Below are 2,269 nucleotides of genomic sequence, written 5' to 3' on the forward strand. Positions count from 1 at the left end.
TTAATTATCAAAATACCAATTAAATAAATCGGTTCTTAATCCAAAATTAAACCAGACCGTGTTACTTTTAAAAGTAGACGCTGTAATAGCTTCAGGATTAAAATTTCTAAAACTAATATCGGTAAACAGCTTTAAATTTGATGCTGGATTAATGGTATAACCCGCTTGCAGATTGCCGTTAAAGGTTTTTGTTTTTATGCCCTGTCCAACTTCAACACCGGTATCAAAAGGGCGGTCGTTATAGTTTCTAAAAATATCCGAGCCGTAACTAAAATTATCGGTGCCATCGTTAAAATCCAGTCCGCGAACACCAAAAACAAGTTTCGCATCGGCAAACCAACGCTTGTAATGATAACGCCCTATTAATATAGCCTCACTAAAGTTTGCGCCCCATAAATGTGCCATAGATTGATTGTTGTGCCCGTAATTTGTTGCAATCGTATTATGCGAATAGGTGTAAGGCCGTATGCGATTATATTCAAACTGAAGCATCAAATTTTCAACTTTAAATGCATTAAAATATTTAACACCTATTTGATATCCATATTTATTTTTCCAACTTTTTTCACCGCCTTTTATATCACTCAGCGAAAATTCATCTAAAACAAACTGGCTATAAATATTTACATTATCGTTCCATTTATATTTTGCTGATGCTCCAATAATGGCATTACCAGCATCTTGCCCGGTTTCAAATTCAATAGCTCTGTAAAATATAATAGGGTTTAGATAGTTTACATCGAAGCCTCTGTTTTCGGTATTAGCCCAAATTACCGATTCAAACAATCCTAAATTAAAACGTTTTGAAACATTCCAACTTAAATAATGATTTGCCATGTATTTGGTTAAAAACGCACCGTCTTCAGTAACTTCTGGCCGCACATCTTTTAACCACATCCAAGTATTGGTGTATTTTATTTTCCAAAACTTAGTATTTAATTTTAAAAATGGGTGTGGACTAGCCACATCGCTTAACAACAATGAACGATAACCATCACCTATAAAATTTTTACCGTGACCAAACTGAATGTTTATAAACTTAGCTGGCGCATACGATAAATACGCTTCGGCAACCGGATAATCATAAGAATCACTTTTAAAACGTTTTGCAATACCACGCCCTGGAATAATGGCTGGGTCTGGGCCAAAGGCTTTTAAACTTTCAGCATATTGATTAACATATTGTGCAAATCGTCCTTGACTCTCGAAAACTGAGGCATAAAAATTCAGCTTTTTACCCAAACCACCTTGAACTAAAAACCCACGAGTATTGTTATATGTAGAGCTAAAATCTGCATCGGTATCTTTACCAACTTGCAAATCAAAAATAGGATTGATAGTAAACCAATAATCTTCTCCTTGTAATTGCACTAAATGCTCATTCCAAAGCTTTTTACCTGCCCAAGTACTGGCTTCTTTTTTAAGTTTTTGATTTTCAGCTTTAAAATCGTAATAGTTTGAAACTTCCTCATAAACAAATGGTTTTGATGCCGTGTGACTATTGGTTCCGATAAGATTCATATTTCTATCAAACTTTGAATAATCACTATGCGTAAAAGGAATATTTAGTTGACTCGTATACCCTTTATTATCAAAAGCTTTTAGGCTTGTGTTTACACTATCGAACTCTGTTTTTGCCGCGGCTTCTAATTTAGATATTTCGTTAACTTTTGTAACATTTATTGAAACCTTCGATTGATTTATCAATGGTATTTTAATCGCAATGGAATATTGCTTATAAGTCGTTCTTCCATTATAAGTTGCCGGTTTTACTTTTGGCAACAATGCAAAAACACGCTTTGCTTCGTCTTTTAATTCATTATAAATAGCATCAACATAAATCACCTTAAACAAACCTATTGTATCAACCTCAAAAAGTACGGCGATATCACCTTTATAATTCTCATCTAAAGCCTTTTTTGGTATTTTAAAGTTCTCGTAAATATGGGTGAATATATTATTGTTAAAACACTGTTGCAAAACATCTATTTCTACAGCCTCACAATTAGCAAAAACGGGTGGCTTTTCATATAAAAAAGTGTCTTGCGCGCATACATTATATTGAACCAAAAGTATAAGTAGGACAACGAATTGCTTCATAGAATTTAATAAGAATTAATTTTGAGCAGAAAGATACTATATTTTTTAAGATTCCTATTCTTAATAGAACATACGATTTCAATTTCTAAACATGAATAGTTGATTTTGAGAATCTGAAACAAGTTCTGGTCAATAAAAAACCGTTATCAATTAAATTGATAACGGTTTT

General features: G+C 33.1%; 1 protein-coding gene. It reads right to left on the bottom strand.

Annotation, left to right across the window (positions count from 1 at the left end; all coding sequences use genetic code 11):
* Positions 1-2,100 (bottom strand): gliding motility protein RemB, encoded by a 2,100-nt coding sequence (locus AADI82_RS14945; RefSeq protein ID WP_341217208.1) that lies wholly within the window; start codon positions 2,098-2,100, stop codon positions 1-3.
* Between the last annotated feature and the right edge of the window lie 169 nt (positions 2,101-2,269).

This window comes from uncultured Wocania sp. (assembly GCF_964021735.1).
Classification (GTDB): domain Bacteria; phylum Bacteroidota; class Bacteroidia; order Flavobacteriales; family Flavobacteriaceae; genus Wocania_A.

Coding starts and splice junctions, on each gene's coding strand:
- AADI82_RS14945 (WP_341217208.1), bottom strand. CDS start 2,100: ATGAAGCAATTCGTTGTCCTACTTATACTTTTGGTTCAATATAATGTA.